This window comes from Haladaptatus ordinarius, from assembly GCF_054177595.1.
In genome coordinates this window covers 75933-96221 of record NZ_JBPEHH010000003.1, presented here as the reverse complement: position 1 = coordinate 96221, position 20289 = coordinate 75933, and the positions used below count along the sequence as shown (strand labels likewise).

Annotated in this window: 22 protein-coding genes and 1 pseudogene; 12 read left to right on the top strand and 11 right to left on the bottom strand. The window is 62.1% G+C overall.

Features of this window, described 5'->3' with window-relative positions; all coding sequences use genetic code 11:
* Positions 1 to 190 precede the first annotated feature (190 nt).
* Entirely contained in the window at positions 191 to 667 is a 477-nt protein-coding gene (locus tag ACR3FF_RS02665) for a hypothetical protein (RefSeq protein WP_458185801.1), read from the bottom strand.
* A gap of 147 nt (positions 668 to 814) precedes the next feature.
* Between ACR3FF_RS02665 and ACR3FF_RS02660 the strand changes: the two genes are divergently transcribed.
* Complete coding sequence (locus ACR3FF_RS02660; RefSeq protein WP_458185799.1) at positions 815 to 1210, top strand: DUF6176 family protein; 396 nt, start codon at positions 815 to 817, stop codon at positions 1208 to 1210.
* 160 nt (positions 1211 to 1370) lie between these two features.
* Entirely contained in the window at positions 1371 to 2147 is a 777-nt protein-coding gene (locus ACR3FF_RS02655; RefSeq protein WP_458185798.1) for a nucleoside phosphorylase, read from the top strand.
* A gap of 34 nt (positions 2148 to 2181) precedes the next feature.
* On the opposite strand, the pseudogene ACR3FF_RS02650 reads toward ACR3FF_RS02655, so the two are convergent.
* The 4 genes and pseudogenes from ACR3FF_RS02650 to ACR3FF_RS02630 form a co-directional block, all read right to left on the bottom strand.
* A pseudogene (locus ACR3FF_RS02650) lies at positions 2182 to 2703 on the bottom strand (DUF7978 family protein).
* 99 nt (positions 2704 to 2802) lie between these two features.
* On the bottom strand, positions 2803 to 3390 hold the full coding sequence (locus ACR3FF_RS02640) for a uracil-DNA glycosylase (protein WP_458185793.1): 588 nt from the start codon (positions 3388 to 3390) through the stop codon (positions 2803 to 2805).
* A 24-nt stretch (positions 3391 to 3414) separates the two neighbouring features.
* A complete protein-coding gene (locus ACR3FF_RS02635) occupies positions 3415 to 3975 on the bottom strand; it encodes an endonuclease dU (RefSeq protein ID WP_458185791.1) in 561 nt (186 codons plus the stop codon).
* 1 nt (position 3976) lies between these two features.
* A complete protein-coding gene (locus ACR3FF_RS02630) occupies positions 3977 to 4162 on the bottom strand; it encodes a DUF5786 family protein (RefSeq protein WP_458185789.1) in 186 nt (61 codons plus the stop codon).
* 84 nt (positions 4163 to 4246) lie between these two features.
* On the opposite strand from ACR3FF_RS02630, the gene ACR3FF_RS02625 reads away from it, so the two are divergent.
* On the top strand, positions 4247 to 4855 hold the full coding sequence (locus tag ACR3FF_RS02625) for an MBL fold metallo-hydrolase (RefSeq protein WP_458185787.1): 609 nt from the start codon (positions 4247 to 4249) through the stop codon (positions 4853 to 4855).
* Positions 4856 to 4900: 45 nt separating this feature from the next.
* On the opposite strand, the gene ACR3FF_RS02620 is transcribed toward ACR3FF_RS02625, so the two are convergent.
* Positions 4901 to 5959, bottom strand: coding sequence for an AAA family ATPase (locus tag ACR3FF_RS02620; RefSeq protein ID WP_458185786.1), 1059 nt, complete (start codon positions 5957 to 5959; stop codon positions 4901 to 4903).
* Between the two features lie 85 nt (positions 5960 to 6044).
* Positions 6045 to 7943 carry a DUF7282 domain-containing protein gene (locus ACR3FF_RS02615; protein WP_458185785.1) on the bottom strand — a complete coding sequence of 633 codons (1899 nt, stop codon included), beginning with the start codon at positions 7941 to 7943 and terminating at the stop codon, positions 6045 to 6047.
* Between the two features lie 296 nt (positions 7944 to 8239).
* Here ACR3FF_RS02615 and rnz point away from each other — a divergent pair, with 296 nt between their 5' ends.
* The 3 genes from rnz to ACR3FF_RS02600 all read left to right on the top strand — a co-directional run bounded on the left by rnz (position 8240) and on the right by ACR3FF_RS02600 (position 12143).
* Positions 8240 to 9166 (top strand): ribonuclease Z, encoded by a 927-nt coding sequence (gene rnz / locus ACR3FF_RS02610; protein WP_458185820.1) that lies wholly within the window; start codon positions 8240 to 8242, stop codon positions 9164 to 9166.
* A 420-nt stretch (positions 9167 to 9586) separates the two neighbouring features.
* Positions 9587 to 10108: a hypothetical protein gene (locus ACR3FF_RS02605; RefSeq protein ID WP_458185784.1), complete on the top strand. Its 522-nt coding sequence runs from the start codon at positions 9587 to 9589 to the stop codon at positions 10106 to 10108.
* 43 nt (positions 10109 to 10151) lie between these two features.
* Positions 10152 to 12143 carry a DUF460 domain-containing protein gene (locus ACR3FF_RS02600; protein WP_458185782.1) on the top strand — a complete coding sequence of 664 codons (1992 nt, stop codon included), beginning with the start codon at positions 10152 to 10154 and terminating at the stop codon, positions 12141 to 12143.
* A gap of 6 nt (positions 12144 to 12149) precedes the next feature.
* Here ACR3FF_RS02600 and ACR3FF_RS02595 read toward each other — a convergent pair whose 3' ends face one another.
* A complete protein-coding gene (locus ACR3FF_RS02595) occupies positions 12150 to 12350 on the bottom strand; it encodes a hypothetical protein (protein ID WP_458185780.1) in 201 nt (66 codons plus the stop codon).
* 79 nt (positions 12351 to 12429) lie between these two features.
* Between ACR3FF_RS02595 and ACR3FF_RS02590 the strand changes: the two genes are divergently transcribed.
* Positions 12430 to 13407 (top strand): tyrosine--tRNA ligase, encoded by a 978-nt coding sequence (locus ACR3FF_RS02590; protein WP_458185778.1) that lies wholly within the window; start codon positions 12430 to 12432, stop codon positions 13405 to 13407.
* A 28-nt stretch (positions 13408 to 13435) separates the two neighbouring features.
* On the opposite strand, the gene ACR3FF_RS02585 is transcribed toward ACR3FF_RS02590, so the two are convergent.
* Both ACR3FF_RS02585 and ACR3FF_RS02580 read right to left on the bottom strand, forming a co-directional pair.
* A complete protein-coding gene (locus ACR3FF_RS02585; RefSeq protein ID WP_458185776.1) occupies positions 13436 to 13639 on the bottom strand; it encodes a DUF7470 family protein in 204 nt (67 codons plus the stop codon).
* 49 nt (positions 13640 to 13688) lie between these two features.
* The gene (locus ACR3FF_RS02580; protein WP_458185775.1) at positions 13689 to 14108 is read right to left on the bottom strand and encodes a GNAT family N-acetyltransferase; all 420 of its coding nucleotides are present in this window, start codon (positions 14106 to 14108) and stop codon (positions 13689 to 13691) included.
* Positions 14109 to 14208: 100 nt separating this feature from the next.
* On the opposite strand from ACR3FF_RS02580, the gene eif1A reads away from it, so the two are divergent.
* The 5 genes from eif1A (at position 14209) to thsA (ending at position 19825) form a co-directional block, all read left to right on the top strand.
* Entirely contained in the window at positions 14209 to 14493 is a 285-nt protein-coding gene (eif1A, locus tag ACR3FF_RS02575; protein ID WP_458185774.1) for a translation initiation factor eIF-1A, read from the top strand.
* A gap of 887 nt (positions 14494 to 15380) precedes the next feature.
* Positions 15381 to 16046 carry a nitroreductase family protein gene (locus ACR3FF_RS02570; RefSeq protein WP_458185772.1) on the top strand — a complete coding sequence of 222 codons (666 nt, stop codon included), beginning with the start codon at positions 15381 to 15383 and terminating at the stop codon, positions 16044 to 16046.
* Positions 16047 to 16087: 41 nt separating this feature from the next.
* Positions 16088 to 16951: a serine/threonine-protein kinase Rio1 gene (rio1, locus tag ACR3FF_RS02565; protein WP_458185770.1), complete on the top strand. Its 864-nt coding sequence runs from the start codon at positions 16088 to 16090 to the stop codon at positions 16949 to 16951.
* A gap of 417 nt (positions 16952 to 17368) precedes the next feature.
* The gene (locus tag ACR3FF_RS02560) at positions 17369 to 17917 is read left to right on the top strand and encodes a KH domain-containing protein (RefSeq protein ID WP_458185769.1); all 549 of its coding nucleotides are present in this window, start codon (positions 17369 to 17371) and stop codon (positions 17915 to 17917) included.
* A gap of 231 nt (positions 17918 to 18148) precedes the next feature.
* Positions 18149 to 19825 (top strand): thermosome subunit alpha, encoded by a 1677-nt coding sequence (gene thsA, locus ACR3FF_RS02555; RefSeq protein ID WP_458185819.1) that lies wholly within the window; start codon positions 18149 to 18151, stop codon positions 19823 to 19825.
* Positions 19826 to 19897: 72 nt separating this feature from the next.
* Here the strand turns inward: thsA and ACR3FF_RS02550 are convergent, their stop codons facing one another.
* On the bottom strand, positions 19898 to 20218 hold the full coding sequence (locus tag ACR3FF_RS02550; protein ID WP_458185767.1) for a DUF7344 domain-containing protein: 321 nt from the start codon (positions 20216 to 20218) through the stop codon (positions 19898 to 19900).
* Positions 20219 to 20289 lie beyond the last annotated feature (71 nt).

The following is a 20289-nucleotide window of genomic DNA, read 5'->3' as shown; positions in this document are numbered from 1 at the left end:
TCGGTTATGCAGTCGACCTGTAATCCCCACCTCGGCGACTCTCGGCCGCCGCCGAACGGCCAGCGAACGGAGGCGGCGGTGCCAGCCAGGTGGAACTGTGCGCCGAGACCAGCGGTGACCCACGCCGATTTCGTGGCCTATCGACGGTCATCGAGAGGCCCTTTCGAGTGAACATATCAAGAGTGAGACCTCACTGGTAGCGGATCACGCTGGACTTTGCATTCACCGGAACGTCGCAGCGGTGTTCGTGTTCGTCGATGACGTACGTCGCGTCGACAGTTGCCGGCGTTGCCGCGACGAGCGCCTCGAACTCGATAGTCGACTCGCGGACGACCTCTCCCTCCCGGTCGAGGACGGTTTCGACCGAGACGAACGCGGCCCGGTCATCGCCCTCGACGGCGGACGTGATGCCACTGCTGACCTCGTCGGTGTCGTTTTCCTCGATGTACTCGACGTTCTCGTCGTCCTCGACCGTTCGAACCGTGACCTCGACGTCGTTTTCTCCCCGGGTGGGACCGTGCACTTCCCGCGTCGATTGTGACTCGTCGACCGCGTCGTCTCGAGAACCCGCCCGGGAAGGGCTCCCGAGGTATTCACCGAGAGAGCCACTGATGAGGGGGACTGACAGGACACTGCCCACCGTGGTCAGGTACGTTCGTCGTCCCATTAGTAAACTAAATGATATGATAGAGTATATGTTTTCTGTCGGAAAGGACCCCCGTCCTCTCATCCACACCGCCGAATCGCTCGTCGACAGAGAGCGTATCCACCGTTGCAAAACCTCTATCGTTCTCCGGAATCGACACGTAGGCCAATGACCGAGATTTTCATCCGGAAACAGAAGATTCGTCCCGGCAAGACAGAACGACTTCGCGAGTGGATCGGTGAGATGAACAGCAAAGCCGAAGCAGACGAACGAGGGGTTCGTGACATCTGGGCGGAAGAGAGCCTTCACACCATCTCGTTGTTCGTCGAACACGCCGAGGATGGGGATTACTTCGTCTGGTATCTCGAAGCCGACTCGATGGAGCAACTGATCGAGGCCCGGCGTGCCTCGACACACCCGCTGCACGACGTCGAAGACGAGATGATGCAGAAAGTGCTGGAAGACCCGTCGGAGGTCGGCGAGTTCGAACCGTTACTTCACGGCGTGAGTCCGGAGCGCTCTGCTGCGTTCGACGTTCGGCAGTACTCCGAGAGCACTCAGTAGACTCCCGGTCCGGATATTTCGCCGTGACGACGACGGACGTATCGAACGACGCGGATACTGACGGCGTCCGAACGAGTACTATCCCCTTCCGAACGAAGCCGGCACAGCCATCGCCCGTGCAAAAAATACATTACTGCGCTATCTGTATCTTCTCCGACAGATGACGTTTCCGAACCTGCCCGGGAAACACGCGGCAGAACCACTCGTCACCCCACAGAAGAACGCGGAGTACAAACAGAACAGAAGCGAGGGAGAGCTGAAAGAACCGCCGGAAGCGGTCGTCCTCTGTTACAGTCGCGGACTGATGGACTACTTCGTCGAGACCTACGACGGACGGGAGGTCGGCCACTACTACGGCAGGCTCTACAGTTTCGAGGATACCGACCACCGCGTCGGCGTCCTCGGAAACTTCGGCATGGGCGCCCCGACGACCGCGATGCTGATGGACGAACTCATCGCGGACGGCGTCGAAGCGTTCCTCTCGATTGGATTCGCCGGCTGTCTCGACGAGTCCATCGAGATGGGCGATTTCATCGTCTGCGAGAAGGCCATCCGCGACGAGGGGACGTCCCATCACTACGTCGAGTCCGAAAAGTACGCCCACGCGAGCGAATCGCTCACAAACGAGACGAAACGGCTGTTAGAACGCCGCGACGAACCGTTCCACGTCGGCCCCTCGTGGACGACCGACGCGCTCTATCGGGAGACGAAAACGGAAATCGAACGGTACGCCGACGAGGGCGTTCTCACCGTCGAGATGGAAGCGTCGGCGGTGTTCGCGGTGGCCGCTCACCGCGGCGTGGACGCGGGTTCGATGTTCGTCGTCAGCGATTACCTCGGGCGCTCCGACTGGGAGCCGAAGTTCCACCTGACGAGCGCCGATATGCAGCGTCTGGGCGATACCGCAAAAGAGATTCTCACGACCTACGCGAACTGAGGTCCGACGTCGCCCCGCTCACGCAGGCACGCTCTCAGCTCCGAGTGGCGACCGCTTTCCCGCCCATCCCGCCGAGACCGCCGAACACCGCGGGATAGACGACGCCGGCGAGCAACACCGCAGTCACGACGTCCGGTGCAATCGTCCCGTCACCGATTCCGTATCCGAACGCGAACGCGCCGGCGACCGCGAGCGGGAGATACCCGACGACGACGAGTGTGCCGACGACGCCACCGGCGTTCGGTGTCTCGATTCCAGAGAGGTACGCGACGGCGAACCCCGCCCCGAGGAGGAATAACGGTGGGAGCAGGTAGAGGTGGGTGAGCGACCCGTCGTCCGCGCTCGCGATGAAGTTCTCCGTGCGAGTCCCGCCGAATCCGGGAATCTCGGTGTCCACGAAGTGAGCGTTGTAAAAGAGCCACCCGACCGCTTGCTAGGCCAGAATCGGCTCGCCGCCGAACAATTCCGTGACGAAGTTGAACCCACGCAGTTGCTCCTCGACGGACCCTCGTTGCGTGACGTAGACAAGGAGGTAGCCCAGAAGGTAGGCTGTCACACCGACCGCCGCGCCGATTCCCGCCTTTCTTCCATCGACCCGTCGGTTAGACTCATGCAAATACATCCCTGGCAGACGAGAAATACCCAGCGACTTGCCTCAGAAGTCCCCGAGGCTCGATTGGCCGCCTTCCGCACCCGCCACCTTCGCCGCCTTCTCGATGGTGTTCTCGAACGTCGACTCCTGACTCCTGTCGTAGAGGGTCGCCGCCGGATGGACGCAGACGAGTACGTCGCGAACCTCGCCGCCGAGTTCGGCGTGTGCTATCGAACCTGCCTCGTTCGTCACTGCCACGTCGCGTTCGAGGAGGTGTTCGCTCGGAACTTTGCCGAGCGTGACGACGACCTCGGGGTTCACCTGCTCGATTTCCCGTTCCAGATACTCCCGGCAGTTGTCGAGTTCCTCCTTCGTCGGGTCGCGATTCTCCGGCGGCCGACAGCGCACGCAGTTGGTAATTCGCACGTCGGCCCGAGTGAGGCCGTGGTCGCGGAGCGCGTCGTCTAGCACCGACCCGCTTCTCCCGACGAACGGTTCGCCCTGTTCGTCCTCTCGTGCGCCCGGTGCTTCGCCGACGAACAACACGTCCGCGTCCTCTCGCCCGACGCCGTTGACGATCTGACTTCGGCAGTCGACCAGCGCTGGACACCGCTCGCACTCGATGACGTCCAGTCCCTCCATCGTTCCCATGCCCGTGGAGACGAGTGGAACCTATTAAATCTCCTCGGCCTGCCACTCGTCGGCGGCCCGCGCCGCCATTCGCGCGACCCGAAGCGGTTCTGGTCTGCCCCCTTCTGGCGTGAACGCCCGGACGATGTCACGCGCTTCACGCTCGTCTACGCCGACGCTCCTGACGAATATCGTCTGGTCGTTGACGGCGAGTTCTCGGCGCGAGGGCTGTCTGCGGTAGCGTTCGCGTCGCTGGGCGAGTTCGTCGCCCGAAAACTCGGCTTCGAGTGCGGCCTGGAGACCGTCGCTCTCCTCGAAGGTGACGGAGATGACGGGGCGTTCGACCGCCCGGTGGATGCGGTGCATATCGAGGACGTTGTACCACGCCAGCGCGATGCCACCGACGAGAACGTAGCGGACGTCTTCGCGGTCGAGACGCTCTGCGAGGTCGATTACCGACTCAGTTACGTCCGTCCCACCGACGGTGCAGGTTCCAAAAACGAAGCCATCGACGACTCTGCTCGCGCGAGTGACGACACCTGCGAGCGTGCTGGTCGAGCCATTGTACGACTCTGCGACCCCCAATGCCCGGATGCCGGGTTTCACGCTACTCGTCTTCTTCTTCTTTGATGTCCGAGAGCCGGTCCAAAAGCTCGTCGTTCGACGCACCAATCTCGAAGTCGACGCTCCCCTCGTGGGTGTGTTCCGACGTGTTTACGCCGTTGTCGTCGTCCAGGTCAGCGTCGTACTCTCGATTCTCTTGCTCGGACTCGTCGTAGCTCCCAAAACCCATGTGTACGTGACAGTAGGTTCTTCGGATACAAAAATTGCACGCCGCCCATCAAATCTTTGGAACGCGAGGGGGAAACGACTCGTCGTGCAAGTAATCAACGTCACTGCCGACGCCGAGACGTTCACCTGTAACGCCTACCTCGCGCTCGGCGACCACCCCGTCCTCGTCGACGCCGGAGCGATGCGGGGCGTCGTCGACGTGGTCCGTGAGCACACGGAGACGCTCGATACGGTCGTACTCACCCACCAGCACGGCGACCACGTCGAGCGACTCGACGCTGTGCTGGACGAGTTCGACGCCGACCTCGCCACGTACGGTCCACATCCCCGCCGCAGCGTCGCCGTCGAAGACGGTGACGCCCTCGAAATTGGTGACGAGGAGTTCGAAGCCATCCACACGCCGGGTCACGCCGACGACCACCTCGCTTTCGTTAGCGACTCGACCATCTTCAGCGGTGACGTGGTCGTCCACGACGACGGTGCCTTCGACTACGGGAGTTTCGGTCGTACCGACATGCCCGGGCAGTCTCGCGAGACACTCATCGAGAGCATTCGAAAAATCCTCGATAGGATGCCCGACTCGGTAGAGCACATGTACGCCGGACACGGCGGCGAGTTCCACGGAGACGTACGCGACGTCGTCGAAACGGCACTCGACCGTGCCGAGAAGCGCGAACCGAAGTATCCCGAGTGACGGGAACCTCCGTATCGAAACCGACTTCGACGCTCGTTCGTCTCGCTACTCCGGACCGAGTTCGGCCAACAGATGCGAGATGTGAAGTCTGTCGTTGGTCCCCTGCGCCAGGTCCCTGTCGGTCGCTGCTGCGAGCAAGATGGCCCCCGCGAGTGAATCTCCAGTGTACCGATTCGAGCGCCCGAACGCCTCGATAATCTCTTCGAGCACCTCCTCGCCGCTGTAGCCGTCGTCGATGAGGAGTTCGTCGAGCGCCTTGCGAGCGTCCGTGAACTCTCCGCGCTCTGCCTGTTCTATCATCTCTTCGACGCGTCCACGGATGCCGAACTCCCGAAGTACCTGGTAGGCGTCCGTGGTGACCGCACCCTCCTGTTCGTAGAGGAGTTGTGCGCCCAGAATCGCTTTTCTGAGGTCGCCTTTCGCGTAGCCCGCGACGAATCGCAACCCCATCTCGTCGTACTCCGCACCCTCGGCGTCGAGAATCGGTTCGAGGACGCCGACGATTTCGTCTTCGTCGGGTGCACGCATCGAGACGGGGAAACACCGCGATTTGATGGGCGGGATGAGCTTCGTCGGCTGGCGCGTCGTGATGACGAACTGCGTCGTCTCGTGGTACTGTTCCATCACCCGGCGGAGCGCCTGCTGGAAGTCCTCGCGGATGGCCTCGGCGTTGTCGAGCACGATAGTCTTGTACTCGCCGGAGGAGGGAGCGTAGCCCGCGTACTCTTTGAGCACGTGGTTTATCATCTCGCGTTTCGACCACTGGCGCTTGTACTTCTTGGACTTGCCCGACCCGCGGCGATACTGCTTCGAGAACTCCGTCTCGCCCTGCAGGAAGTTCGAGAACCGTGGGTCGTCACGAATCTCCTTTTTCGTCCGGTCGAAGAAGTCGGCGACGTTGATCTCCACGAGGTCGTTGTCCGGGTCGTCGTGTGCCTCGCGCGCAAGCGCCCGCACGGCGGCGGTCTTCCCGCTCCCCTCCGGGCCGTAGAGTACGAGGTTTATCGGCTCGTCTACCGCCCGCTCCAGATAGTCGCGTACCTCCGGCTGGGGTAGTTCGGAGAGGTCGGGCGCGTACGTTTCGGTCCACAGCGGCGACTCCATCGGACCATCCTACTCGGTCGTCGGACAAGAATCGGTCGGTTGCGCCGCGTGAAAGATGGTGCTGTCGAAAGCCGAAGCGACTCACTTACGCGGTCGTGGTCTCTTCAGCCGTCGTCGTCTCGTCGTCCGCGGCGGTGGTCGTCTCCGCAGCCGCCGTGGTCTCTTCTGCAACAGTCGTCTCTTCAGCCGCGGTCGTCTCCTCTGCAACAGTCGTCTCTTCGGCGACGGTCGTCTCTTCTGCAACAGTCGTCGTCTCTTCAGCCGCGGTCGTCTCCTCTGCAACAGTCGTCTCTTCAGCCGCGGTCGTCTCCTCTGCAACAGTCGTCTCTTCGGCGACGGTCGTCGTCTCTTCAGCCGCGGTCGTCGTCTCCTCTGCAACAGTGGTCGTCTCCGCTGCTGTCGTCGTTTCGGCGGGCGTGGTCGTCTCTTCTTCTTCCAGCGTTATCGCCGCGATTTCGCCGAAGTTGCGCGTGTAGACGCCGTGGGTGAAGGTACCGGGGTCGAGGTCGCTGGTGTCGACCTGGTAGGTCACGTCCACGCTTTCACCGGGACCGAGCGTGACGTTCTTGCGCTGAACCACCGTCCCCTCCAGCCGGAAGTCCACGGGTTGCGTGAGCTCCTGGTCGGTGGGATTGGTGACCGTCACGTTCACTTCGAGCGTGTCGCCGATGGTCGCGTTGAGCGGTGCTTCGAGGTTCTCCACGTCGAGGGACGGTCCGAGGTCGGAGACGTTCTCCACCTGACCGACCTCTTCTTCAGCCGCGGTCGTGGTCTCCTCGGCCGGTGTCGTCGTTTCCTCTTCTGCCGGCGTGGTGGTCTCCTCTTCAGCAGCCGTCGTGGTTTCTTCTTCAGCCGTCGTGGTCGTCTCTTCCTCTGCAGCCGTCGTGGTTTCTTCTTCTGCTGCCGTCGTGGTCGTCTCTTCCTCTGCAGCCGTCGTGGTTTCTTCTTCTGCTGCCGTCGTGGTCTCCTCGGCTGGTGTCGTCGTCTCTTCTTCAGCCGTCGTGGTTTCTTCTTCAGCCGGCGTGGTCGTCTCTTCTTCAGCCGTCGTGGTTTCTTCTTCAACCGGCGTGGGTTGCATCGTCGAAACGTTCAGGCTCGGCGGCAATTCCACGACGAACGTCACGTTCGAGATGGTGATGTCACGGAGGACGACGCGAACGGTGTCGAGGTCGCTCGGCACCGTCACCCCTTCGTCTTCCGCCATCCGTTGTGCTTCCTGGGCCGCCTTCTCGGCGTCTTCCTGTGAGACGTCCTGTCCACGCTGGACGATCTCCTGCGTCGATTCGTTCTCGAGCAGGGCCGTCAGGTTGACGCGAACTGTCTCGTCGCGCAGGTCCACATTGCTGACCGTCTCGGTGCGGTCGGGTTCGGTGCTGTCACCGACGACGAACGACCACTCCGCGATGCTCAGCGATTCGATTTGGAACACGAGCTGCTCGGGAAGCTGTCTGTCTGCCGCCGGCTCTTCGGGTTCTTCGACCAGGATTCGAGCGTCGTTGACGACGGCCGCTCCGTCCATGGTGTACGGACCGTCGACGGTTCCGTTCCCGATGACGAAGTCGTACACTCGGTTCTCGTTGGTGTCCTCGTGCGGCATCGCGATGAGCGTCGTGTTCTCCTCGATGGGGCGCGCGAGCGTCACGGTGACGTTCTCGTGTGTTCCCGGTTCGAGATACACGGAGTTACCGAGGACGCTCCCGATAGCATCCCCTTCGATTAAGGACTCGTCGTGGATAGCGACGAAACCGCCCTCAGGGACGGTCACCGACGAGATGACGACGGTTTCACCGTCGCTCTGCTGGTCGTCGAACGTTACGTTCGCTTCGGATTCGTTCGATTGAGATTCCTCCTGCAGGTCCGTAACCTGCGTTTCGTGTGCTGTATTCGTCTGCCCTGTGGCTCCCAGTGATACTGCAACACCGCCAGCGAGTATCACGAGAACTGCCACGATTGTGGCACTAACTGTTCTCGGAATGCGTGTCATATCTCCCTCCTCATCTGCGAACGAGGAGACGACGAGACGCCGGATAAACAGCTTCGACCGTTCACGGGATAGGCTGGCGATTCGAGCGGTTAGGGCAGTCCTGTCGCCGGACGGTCAGAAAACGACGGCAGGCAGAAACGCTGGCTTATAGCGTCGGACGACTGTTGGGGACGACTGTCGGTGTGCCCTCTAGGGAGTCCGCGAGCGTCCGCACCGACTCGTGTCCCGCAGTGTATCCCTCGCTGGCCCGACGCTTTCGAAGGCTGTTTAGTCGTCGGGGTTCGAATCCCGAAGGGATGTCGATGCGCGTGACCTTCCTCGGAACCAGCGGGGCAGTGCCGACGACGGAGCGAAACCCGAGTGCTATCCTCGTCAACCGAGAAGGCGACCGGCTCTTGTTCGACGCCGCCGAGGGCACCCAGCGCCAGATGATGCGCTTTGGAACCGGGTTCACCGTCTCGGACCTCTTCGTCACCCACCTCCATGGCGACCACGTCCTCGGGATTCCGGGACTCGTCCAGACGTGGGATTTCAACGACCGCGACGAACCGCTCACGATTTACACCCCGCGCGGAACCGGCGACGACATCGACACGCTCGTTCACGCCGTCGGCAACCAGCCCTCCTTCCCGATTCACATCACGGAAGTTTCGCCCGGCGAGGTGGCCGTCCAACGCGACGACTACGAAGTCCGCGCGTTCCGACCCGACCACGACACGAACGCCCTCGGCTACGCGCTGGTCGAAGACGACCGGAAAGGGCGGTTCGACCGCGAAAAAGCAGAAGAACTCGGCGTTCCGGTCGGGCCGAAGTTCCAGCAACTCCACGCGGGCACCCCGGTCGAACTCGAGGACGGTACGGTCGTTCGGCCCGAACAGGTCGTCGGCGACCCGCGTCCCGGTCGGAAGTTCGTCTACACCGGCGACACCCGACCCTCCGAGCAGGTCGTCTCGGTGGCCGAGGCGGCCGACCTGCTCGTTCACGACGCGACCTTCGCGAGCGACAGGGCCGACCGTGCGCGAAAGACCGCCCACTCGACCGCCGAACAGGCCGGGGAGGTCGCTCGGAAGGCCGGTGCAGTCCGACTCGCACTCACCCACGTCTCCTCACGCTACGCGGGTAACGTCTCTGCTCACCTCCGGGAAGCCCGCGACGCCTTCGACGGTGAGGTGTTCGTCCCCGACGACGGCGAGCTAGTCGAAGTTCCCTATCCCGACCAGTAGGACCGTGCCGGACGAGTACGTTGCTCCTCGTCGGATTTACCTGAATTGCAGGCGGGTAAGGCCCCTTCCGCAAGGAGCGCCGAAGGCGCGAGGAGGGAGGGGATACGCCCGCCGTCTTCGTTGTTCTTAGACGTGCGATAGCTTGATGTACTATCGACGAGAACTGGTACGGTGCGTGAGAGTAGAGGAGTTGAAAACGCAACTCCTCGCACGCACTGCGCAGTGCGGCAACGTAGGCATGGGACGGGCCGAGTCCACGCCTCCGGAGATTGAGACCGCTGTGGATTCCCAGTGAATCTGCAAGTCTTATCGTTGAACGAGGAAGCCCCCACCTCAAGAAGCGAGGGGTGAGTGACCCCGAGCGCGGTAGGTGGGGGTAGTTCACTGAAGACTTATGATTATTCGGTGACACGGTGGCTCATGCGCCGAGTCTACGGACTGGTCGGTTTCGGCGGCGTACTCGCGACAGCCATCGGCTACTTCTTCGGTGGGTTCGACGCTGCTGCCGTTTCCTGCGTCGGTTTCCTCCTCGGTGTCTGCGTCGTCTGGGCGTTGTTGGTCGTCGTCACCGTCGTCGGCGGAACACCGGAGAAGACGTCGCCGTGGCCGATACTTCCGCTTTCGTTCGGTCTGTTCGTGCTGGTCGTGTTCTCGGAGCTTTCGCCGTCGTTCGGTGCAGTACTGTCGTTCGAGCACGTCGTCGTATCGTTCCTCGTCGCCGGACTCGCTCTCGGGCGAGTGCGCGGTGCTCGGAGTGGCCTCCGTGACGGCATCGTCGTCGGTGGAACCGCCGGCGTCTGTTTCGTCTACGTCGCGATCTACAGTTCGTTTACGGCACAGCCGGGACTCTGGCTCGTCGTCCTCGGCTCGGGTGTCGTCGCACCGCTCGCCGGAGCCACACTCGTCGCAACGAGTGGGTTCCTGGGCGGTCTCGCACGGTGATTTCCGCGCCGGATTTATATTTCGAGGGTTCCTATCACGAACCGTGAGCGAGCGAACCAGCGCTCTTGACGCCCTCGTCTTCGGAGTCGACATCCAGAGCGGGGACGTACGGGGCGATTCTCCCTCCTACGCGCTCGTCGTCTACGACGGCGAGCAGATAGACCGCGACGTCGTCTCCGGTCGGAAACTCCGGCGACTCGTAGAGCGCGACGAACCCGCGCTCGTCGCGACCGACAACATGTACGAACTCGCCGCCGACAAGGACGCCCTCGTCCACTTCCTCCGAGGACTCCCCGCCGGAACTCGGCTGGTGCAGGTGACCGGCGCGGAGCGACCGGAACCTCTCTCACGGGTCACGTCTCGACACGGCGTTCCCTACGGAAAAGAGCCCATGCGCGAGGCGGAAGCGGCCGCCCGTCTCGCCGCGATGAACGTCGGCTACGAAGTGTCGGCGTTCACCGACACTACCCGCGTCAAGGTGTCGCGGGGGCGCTCGACCGGAAAAGGTGGGTGGAGCGAAGACCGCTTCACCCGGCGAATCCACGGCTCCGTGAAGGAGTGTTCTCGTGACGTGGAGTCGAAAATCCGGAGTGCGGGACTCGACTACGAGCGCGAGGTGACCGAGAAGTACGGCGGCTACGCGAACGCGGTCTTCGAAGTCGATGCCCGGCCCAGCGACATCCCCGTCTCGTCGCTCCGCTCGGGCGACGTGCGCATCGAAATCGACCGTCTCCGTCGAGACGGTATCGAGTTCGAACCCCTCGTCAAGCGCAGAGACCACGTCATCGTCGGTATTGACCCCGGGACGACGACGGCGGTCGCCCTGACCGACCTGGACGGTACCCTGCTCGACGTGTGGAGCACGCGAACCGCCGACACCGCCGACGTCATCGAGTGGATAATCGAGCGCGGGCGGCCCGTCGTCGTCGCGGCGGACGTGACACCGATGCCCGAGACCGTCGAGAAGATTCGCCGGAGTTTCGACGCCGCCCCGTGGACGCCGGAGAAAGACCTCCCGGTGGACGAGAAACAGCATCGAACGCGAAACGACGACTACGACAACGACCACGAACGCGACGCGATGGCCGCCGCACTGTTCGCGTTCGACGGTTACGAAGACCAGTTCCGGCGTATCGCCCGGAAGGTGCCGGCGCAGATGAGTCGCGGCGACGTGACCGCCCGCGTGGTCGCAGGCGACGAGAGCGTCGAAGCGGTGCTCGCCGACCTCTCGGACGACCCGGAACCCGAAGCGGACGACCCGGAACACACCCCCCGTGAACTCACCGCCGAGGAGAAGCGAATCAAGCAACTCGAATCGCAGGTCGAACGCCTCCAATCGCACACCGACGACCTGCGCGAGACGGTCGAGACGAAAGACGAGCGCATCGAGGAACTAGAACGCAAACTCTCCGAGGCCCGGCGGGAAGAACGCCGACAGGTCCGCGAGCGTCGGGAGATATCCCGACTCGAACGCGAGAACGACCGACTGGAGCGTGAACTCGACGAGCGTGACGAGACGGTGGCAGAACTGGAAGGCAAACTCGCTCGGCTCAAGGAACTGTGGAAACTCGACCACTCGAACTTCAGTGACGTCGCCGAGAAGAAAGCCGGACTCGTCGCGGTCAAACCCATCGACAAGTTCACCAACGATGCCATCGACGCGGCCCACGAGAGCTACGGGCTCACCGAGGACGACGTCGTCTACCTGCGGGACGCGAGTGGTGCGGGACGGTCGACTGCCGAACGGCTGGCCGACATCGACCCCCGCGTCGTGCTCAAGGCAGGCGGCATCTCGGACGTGGCAGACGACGTGTTGTTCGAACACGAGATACCGGTCGGCCCGGCGAGCGAGGTGACGATTCAGGAGGTAGACGAACTCGCCGTGGCGCGAGAGTCGGAAGTCGAGGCGGTCGTCGACGACTGGCACGAGCGGGCGGAAGCGCGACGGAAAGCGGAGAAGACCGAACAACTCGACCAGCTCATCAGCGAACACCGTGCAGAACGGCGGGCGGACGGACGCGGGTCGAGCAGGTAGATCGGATTAGCTCGTCCACTCGCCCGTGAGCGTTCGGAGGACGCTCAATCCCCAGACGACGACGCCGAAGCCGACCATCAGTATCGCTGCGTACAACAGGACGTACTCGTTCGTCGTGGTCCCGAGGTCCTGCCCGAGTCGGACTGCGGGGTACAGCGCGAGACCACCGACGACGACCAACCAGAGTCCGATTCGTGACGCGTTCATACTCCGCGTTTCGTCCCCGCCGACTTGTTCCTTGTCCAATGACGTAACCCTAAAGCCGCTGAACCATCTCTTCCCGCGCATGGATACCTACGAGCTAATCTCCCGGAACGCCGAGGAGTTGGTGACCGAAGAGGAGGTACGCGAACTCGCAGACGACCCCGACGGAAAGCGTGCCTACGTCGGCTACGAACCATCCGGCGTGCTCCACATCGGGCACATGCTGGGTGCGAACAAGCTCATCGACTTACAAGAGGCGGGCTTCGAAATCGTCATCCTGCTCGCGGACGTCCACGCCTACCTGAACGACAAGGGGACGTTCGAGGAGATACGCGAGACGGCAGACCGGATGAAAGAGCAGTTCATCGCCTACGGGCTGGACGAGGAGAACACGGAGTTCCGTCTCGGCTCCGAGTTCCAGATGGACGACGACTACGTGCTCGACTTACACTCGTTGGAACTGGAGACGACGCTCAACCGAGCAAAGCGCGCGATGGCCGAGATACAGAGCGGTGAGTCGACGAAAGTCTCGCAGGCCGTCTACCCCCTGATGCAGGCGCTCGACATCGTCTACCTCGACTTAGACCTCGCTATCGGCGGGATGGAACAGCGGAAAGTCCACATGCTGGCCCGCGATACCCTCCCGAGTATCGGCTACGACGCGCCGACCTGCCTCCACCACCCGCTCATCGCAGAACTCTCGTCTGGCGAAGGCAAGATGTCTTCGAGCGAGGGCGTCACCATCTCGATGCAGGATTCGACCGAGGACATCGAGGAGAAGGTCAACGACGCGTTCTGTCCGCCGACCCGCGATCCCGAGGGCGACCTCGAAAACCCCGTCCTGCAAATCTTCGAGTACCACGTCTTCCCGCGCTTCGAGCGCGTCGTGGTCGAACGCCCCGAGAAGTACGGCGGCAACCTGGAGTACGACGACTACGAATCGCTCGCCGTCGACCTGGAGAGCGGCGAACTGCACCCGGCGGACGCCAAGGGCGCGCTGGCGACGTACCTGGATGAACTCATCGAACCGGGGCGAAAGAAGATTCGACAGACGGAGTAAACGGTCGCAAGTGGAGAGTAACCGTCTTCTACTCGTATCCACCACCCATCATCCCCGCCATTCCGAAGCTCTCTAACAGTCCAGAAACCAATCCCCACGCGGTCAGGACGAAGCCGACGACGACGAGGGCGATTCCTGCTGCGATGACGAGACTTTCCACCGCGATAACACCGATTCCGCCGAGGAGTACGAGCAGGCCAACGACGCCCTTCGCACCTAGTTTCCCGAACATAGCGCGGAGTGTGTGTGGAACGGCCTTAAAAGTGGCAGTTACGGCGAAGCTACAACTCGGTCTCCATCACGTACCCCCATCGCTTCACACCGTTTTTCTCGTAGAACTGCTGGGCCTCTTCGTTTTCGAGCCGAGCGGCCAGTGCCACGTACTCGCACTCTCGTCGGCGTGCCCACTCCTTGACTTCCGAGAGGAGGGTCGTCCCGTATCCATCGTCCCTGTGTTCTTCGTCGACGACGAAATCGTGAATCCACGCGTGGCGGGCGTGGTGGAGCACTCGTTGGATGGAGACACCAGCGACGCCGACCAACTCGTCGTCCGCGAACAGCCCGACGAGTCGGTATCCCGATTCGTCTCGCCACGAGAGAATCTCTGATTCGCCCGCGTCCGTCCACAGTTGCCCGAGAATCGGAACTGCGTCCATCCAGTCGTCGGTCGTCGTCAGTTCTTTCGTCTCGGTGGTTGCCATGTCCGATACGATTTTTCTCCCCTTCCGTGACTCTTCGGATGAAGGGCTAGTCGTCGCACAGGACGGCGGATTTAAAGGTATCCCGCGCAAATACTGAGCCATGAGCGACAACAGCGGACGCAAAAACCTCCGCATGCCAGACGACGACGAGGTGTTCGCAACCGTCACGAACATGCTCGGTGCGAATCGCGTCAAAGTACGCTGTGCAGACGGGAAAGAACGAACCGCCCGGATTCCGGGGAAGATGCAAAAGCGCATCTGGATTCGGGAGGACGACATCGTGCTCGTCGAGCCGTGGGACTGGCAAGACGAGAAGGCCGACATCACGTGGCGCTACGACAAGCAGGACGCAGACCAGCTGCGAGAAGAAGGGCACATCCAATAGCACCTTTTTCTGCGGTCGGGAGGCGAGACGAACGCCGCGCGGCGTTCGTCTCGCCCTGCCTCCCTGGAAAAATCTGCACCAAAAGCCTTCGTCACCCCCTCCGGGGGTTCCTCGGCCCGGAAGATCTCCGATTTTCCGGTGAATCGCTCGCTCTTGGCGTCTGTGTCGCTTGCCGATTTCTGGCTGTCGTGTCACCTGCCGATTTCCGGTGGTCGTGTCGTCCATCTCTCGTCCCGTTGCTCGGTTTTTCGTTCGTCTCCTGTCGTCGCTTTCGACCAGTTCGAATCGACTCGCCATCTTCGAGGCGTTATGTAGAATCGAGGAGAAAGCCTCGCCCTTTTGCGCGGGGATGAATCCGACAAAGTACTCGACAACCGCCGCCGATAGCAGGGCCGGATATTCCACGAACGGTAAGATTAAGCGTTCTCCCGCCGTATCTATACTACCGACGTTCCCCGGTTTCGAGTTCCGGTCTTCGACCGTTCGACGGCTTCGTCGTCTCACTCGCCCGGGTAAGAAAGTCGAAGCCCAGTCCACCACGTCCGGGACTCCAGGTCGTCTGACGCTGCTGGTGGTACCCAGCAGGCTGAATACCCTGTCGCAGAGGGACGGACGGTATTCCGTCCCGATGAAACGCCCATTGAACATGGGTGGGAAGGCCGCTTGACACGGCTATACGCGCTGGAACGCACGTCCCTGGTCATAATTGGACGGCAACCGTTGAGGGAGGACGCGAAAGCGTACTTCGCTCCCGAGGAAACGCGCAACCTTAATATCCCCTTCGAGGAATCCTCGCGCTTTAGCGCGGGGAGGATGTCAACACACCCCAATCGGAAAGTGCCGCCGTTTTCCGGCTTCGGTTAACTGCGGAGCGCCTGGGTTCCGGTGTGTCTAGTGAACTCTCCTTCGAAGACCGTGAGATAGCCCACGACGCGGAGTTTCCCGACGCCATCGAGGCGCTTCGAACCCGCCGGTCGGGGCACAACTTCGACCCCGATGTCGATCTCGACGACGAAACGCTGGAGGAACTGATTCGAGATGCGGCACTCGCCCCGTCGTCGTACAACCTCCAACCCTGGGAGTTCGTCGCGGTCCAGGACGAGGAGCGACTGGACGAAATCGTGGAAATCGCCTACGGCCAAGAGCACATCCGAGATGCGGGTACCGCCATCCTCGTCGTCGGGCACACCGACGCGAAGACGGCAGACCGCGTCTTCGAGGAGTGGGTTGAGGCGGGACGGATGGACAGGGAGGCGGCCGAGCAGACGAAAGCGCAGTCGGTCGAGATGTACGACGACGACCGGTTCGGACGAGATTACGCGATTCGAAACGTCTCGCTCGCTGCCGAAAATATACTGCTCTCCGCGCACGCACGCGGGCTGGCCGCCACACCGATGATCGGATTCGACCAGGAGCGCATCGCCGAGTTTCTCGGCCTGCCCGACGACGAGATTCCGGTGATGCTCGTCGCAGTCGGTCCCAGCGGTGGCGAGGAGTCGGCGCGTCTCCCGCGGCGGTCGGTCGAAGAGATCCTCCACCGGGAGACGTACTGACGGGCCACGCTTTTACCCCTCCTCCTCATAGTCATGCGTAGATGAACGAGGAGTACGGATTGCTCGACCAGGAGAACGCGGAGACCCCCGGCGACGAGTGGGAGGAGATAGACGTTTCCGACACCGAAGCCGACCGAATCGCGCGTCGCCGTGACCGCGAGTTCGACCAGTTCAGAAAGCGGGTCAAAGACTCCGAGCAGTTCAAAGTCGAGCAGTCCGTCTTCGACGACGCGACCCTCGCGGCGCTCTACAAACTCGTTCAAGACGGATACGTCCAGGCGTTCGGTGGCCCCATCTCATCCGGTAAGGAGGCGACCGTCTACAACGCACTGGGCGACGACGACCACGAGGAGGTCGCGGTCAAAATCTACCGCATCAACGCCAGCAACTTCCGCGATATGCGCGAGTACCTCGTCGGCGATCCGCGTTTCGAGGAACTCGGCGGCGACAAAAAGCGCATCGTCATCGCGTGGGTTCGAAAGGAGTTCGCCAACCTCAAACGCGCCCGGAACGCCGGGGTTCGCGTTCCGGAACCCATCGCAGTCCAGCGAAACGTACTGGTGATGGAGTTCATGGGAAACGACGGCAGGCGCGCGCCCACACTCGCGGACGCGCGACTCGAAAACCCGGAAACCGCATTCGGCGTCGTTCGGGAGTACATGCGCCGACTGTACGACGCGGGTCTCGTCCACGGCGACCTCTCGGAGTACAACATCCTCGTCAGCAACGGCGAACTCTGTCTCATCGACGTCGGGCAGGCGGTCACCTTCCACCACCCCAACAGCGGTGAGTTCCTCACGCGGGACTGTGCGAACATCGCGTCGTTCTTCCAGCGACAGGGACTCGACGTTCGGGGCGACGAACTCGAAGCGTGGATTCGAGAGCACGCCGACCCCGAGAAGTAATCCCTGCGGAATCTCCTCGAAGGCCGAACCACCACGTTCGACGGCGAACGAGCACCGCGATTGAGCGATAGGCCGGTGACACAACCGCCAGAGTCGCCTGGTGACACAACCGTCAGAAATCAGCAAGCGACACGACCACCAAGAGCCAGCATACTCACCGGAAAATCGGAGATTTTCCGGGCCGACGAACCCCCGAAGGGGGTGAGGAGTGTCTTCGTGAGCGACGCGAGCGAAATGGCTCGGAAGTCGCACGCCCGCGGATCGTCAGCGAGCAGGAACGTCTTCCGGTGCTCTTGGTCCAGATTTTGCCAGGGAGGAAGGCCGAAACCAGCACCACGCGGCGCTGGTTTCGGCTCCCGACCGCAGCAAAAGGTGGCTAGGGAAGGGCTTAAACCGTCCCAGGTGGTAGGATTTTCCATGAAACACGTGACGATTCCGCAGGACCGAATCGGTGTTCTCATCGGTGAAGGTGGTGAAACGATGCGCGAAATCGAGAGCCGTGCAGAGGTGCGCCTCGATATCGACTCCGACGACGGGTCGGTTCGGGTCGAACAGACCGGTGACCCGGTTCGCGGGCTGAAAGCACCGGAAATCGTCAAAGCGATCGGCCGCGGGTTCGCGCCGGAAGACGCCCTGACCCTGCTCGAAGATGACCTGATGCTGTTCGACATCGTGAACATCGACGCCGCCGCCCGCAACAAAAACGACCTTCAGCGCCAGAAAGGCCGCCTCATCGGCGAGAACGGAAGAACACGCCAACTGATGGAGGAACTGACGGGCGCAGACGTGGTCATCTACGGGACGACGCTCGGCATCATCGGCCAGCCGAAACAGGTCGAAACGGTCAGAAGCGCCGCTGAGATGATTCTCGACGGGGCTCCTCACGGTGCAGTGTACTCGTTCCTCGAACGCAAGCGCAACGAGATGAAACGACAAGGGATGGAGTATCACCAGTATACGGGCTGACCGCTCACTCTCCCTCTCGCACGAAGCGTACCACCTGTTCGGCGACTGAAGACCGACACCGTCACACCGACCGCTACCACCGATTCGCGTCCTCTCCGTTTTCACTTATAAACCCTCTCTGTGACAGAGTAACACTCGCTTCCGTGCCACGTTTGGGGTGGACTCGCTGGTTCTTTCGGAAAGGTTTATATAGAATCGCAATCAACGAATCTGATGACTATGTCACAGCCAATGGGTAATCAGCCCCTCATCGTTCTTTCGGAGGACAGCCAGCGAACCTCCGGGCGCGACGCCCAGTCCATGAACATCACCGCCGGAAAGGCGGTTGCAGAGGCCGTACGTACCACACTCGGCCCGAAGGGAATGGACAAGATGCTCGTCGATTCGATGGGCGATGTCGTCGTCACGAACGACGGTGTCACCATCCTCAAAGAGATGGACATCGAGCATCCGGCGGCCAACATGGTCGTCGAAGTCGCCGAGACCCAGGAGGACGAAGTCGGTGACGGAACGACCAGTGCCGTCGTCGTCGCGGGCGAACTACTCCAGAAAGCTGAAGACCTCCTCGAACAGGACATCCACGCGACCACGCTCGCGCAGGGGTACCGTCAAGCCGCCGAGAAGGCCAAGGAAGTCCTCGAAGAGATGTCCATCGACGTGGACGCCGAGGACTCCGAGTACCTCCAGAAGATCGCCGCCACGGCGATGACCGGGAAGGGCGCAGAGAGCGCCAAAGACCACCTCTCCGAACTCGTCGTCGACGCCGTCCAGAGCGTCGCCGACGACGAGGGCATCGACACGGACAACATCAAAGTCGAGAAGGTCGTCGGTGGCACCATCGACAACTCCGAACTCGTCGAGGGCGTCATCATCGACAAAGAGCGCGTCCACGACAACATGCCGTACTTCGCCGAGGACGCCGACGTCGCCCTCATCGACAGCGCACTCGAAATCAAGGAGACGGAGATCGACGCCGAGGTCAACGTCACCGACCCCGACCAGCTCCAGCAGTTCCTCGACCAGGAAGAAAAACAGCTCCGCGACATGGTCGACGAACTGGTGGACGTCGGTGCGGACGTCGTCTTCGTCGACGGCGGCATCGACGATATGGCCCAGCACTTCCTCGCACAGGAAGGCATCCTCGCCGTCCGCCGCGCCAAATCCAGCGACATGGAGAAACTGGCCCGCGCGACGGGTGCTCGTCTCGTGAGCAACGTCGACGACATCACCGAAGACGACCTCGGCTTCGCCGGTAGCGTCGCCCAGAAAGACGTCGGCGGCGACCAGCGCATCTTCGTCGAGGACGTCGAAGAGGCCAAATCGGTCAGCCTCATCCTCCGCGGCGGTACGGAACACGTTGTGGACGAAGTCGAGCGCGCCGTCGAGGACAGTCTCGGTGTGGTTCGCGTCACGCTCGAAGACGGCAAAGTGCTCCCCGGCGGTGGCGCACCCGAGACGGAACTCGCCCTCGCCCTGCGTGACTACGCGGACAGCGTCGGAGGCCGCGAGCAGTTGGCCGTCGAAGCGTTCGCCGACACGCTCGAAATTATCCCGCGCACCCTCGCCGAGAACGCGGGTCTCGACCCCATCGACTCGCTCGTCGACCTGCGTAGCAAACACGACGGCGGCAACACAAGTGCAGGCCTCGACGCCTACACTGGTGACATCGTCGACATGGAAGAAGACGGCGTCGTCGAACCGCTCCGCGTGAAGACCCAGGCAGTCGAGAGCGCCACCGAAGCGGCCGTCATGCTCCTCCGCATCGACGACGTCATCGCTGCAGGCGACCTCAAGGGTGGCAGCACCGACGACGACGACGACGAAGGCGGCGCCCCCGGCGGTGCCCCCGGCGGCATGGGTGGCATGGGCGGCATGGGCGGTATGGGTGGCATGGGCGGTGCGATGTAACGCCGAGGATAGGTTTCACCCCCTCGTCGAAGACGCACTGTCCGACCGACCGTTCTCTCGTTTCGAACGCGATTATTTTTTCGGCGTTTCGTCCCCCGTCAGTAGAAGGTACGGTTCGATTCCCGCGCCGTATTCGGTAAGCGTGACGTCGGTTCCATCGACGAACACGAGGCCGGCGGCTTCGAGTTTCGGAAGGTGGGTGTGGTGGAGTTCGCCAGCAATCCGTCTGCGGTCGGCGTCCGGTTGCTCGCGTTCGATACTCCGTCGGAGGTTCGCCACGCTCACCGACCGCCCGTGGTCGAAGAGTTCACGGAGCACGATTCGTCGTCGTCGGCTAGCGAGGATGGAGAAACTGACGGATGGCGTGAGGGAGTCGGATTTCGTTGGTCGCATTGGTGGGCCGTCTGTCGCTGGAGACCATATGTGTCCGAGCGTCTGTCGACGGGCGAGAAATAGTAGTTACG